The sequence below is a fragment of the Arthrobacter sp. Cr_A7 genome (assembly GCF_029222765.1).
Classification (GTDB): domain Bacteria; phylum Actinomycetota; class Actinomycetes; order Actinomycetales; family Micrococcaceae; genus Arthrobacter.
Genome location: NZ_JARHXQ010000238.1, coordinates 1 through 929, shown reverse-complemented (window position 1 = coordinate 929; position 929 = coordinate 1). Strand labels below are relative to the sequence as shown.

At 66.6% G+C, this 929-nt stretch carries 1 protein-coding gene; it reads right to left on the bottom strand.

Annotated elements, in window-relative coordinates; genetic code table 11:
• Positions 1-34: 34 nt before the first annotated feature.
• The coding region (locus P2Q66_RS14045) for a GMC oxidoreductase (protein WP_275729048.1) at positions 35-929 on the bottom strand (895 nt) is incomplete at its 5' end.

Here is a 929-nt window from a genome sequence, read left to right as displayed (position 1 = left end):
TGCGGCTGCTTCCGGGCGGGAAGCTCCCAGCAGATCAGGCCCCCAGTTCTTCTGCCACCTTCCGTGCGCCGCGGACCGCAATCGCCACGCTCATCAGGGTGGGGTTCATCGCCGTCGCCGTCGGAATCAGCGCATTGCCGCCCACCACCAGGTTCCTGTAGCCCCACACCCGCGACCACGGATCTGCCACTGAAGTGCCGTCGTCGATGGCGCCCATCCGCATGGTGCCCTGGTAGTGGAGGCTCGAACCGTTGGGCATCAGGCGCGGCTCGGCAACAAAGACGCCAAGGGCCTTCCCGGCACGGCGCAGCCGCTCTGTGGCCTGGGCGATCTCCACGTTTTCCCGCTCGGTGAGCTCGTATTCGATGGTCATGTTGGGGAATCCGCGGTAGTCCGGCTCGTTGTCGTCGAAGGTGACCGCATCTTCATACCGGGGGTGCTTGCGCATGCCGTAGCCCATGTTGACGTAGCCCCATGGGTTCTGTGAGTACGGGGTTCCGGGCTCCATGGGGAAGGGCGTGGTCTCCGAGTACATGACCTGGACGGAGAAGGGGTGCTCCGGCTCGGAGAACGGGATGCGGTTGACCGCGGCAACGGGATCAGCCGGGTTCAGCGCACGCCGGGCGAGTTCGGCGTCGAGGTCCGCCTCGGTGGCGAACCGGCCCATCTTGTCGGCATCCAGGGCCACCGTGGAGATGACCACCGGATGTTCGGTGAGGTAGTGGCCGAGGGCCTTCGGCCGGATCCCGGAGGCCCACAGGAGCTGCGGGGAGCGGAAGGCATCGGCGGCAACCACAACCATGTCCGCTGCGACAAATGACGTGTCCCCCGTCCGCAGGTCCTGGACGGTGACCCCGGTGACCCGGTGCCCGTCCAGTTCCACCCGGCGGACCAGGGTGAGGTCGCGGAGTTCGAACTGCTTTGAGAGC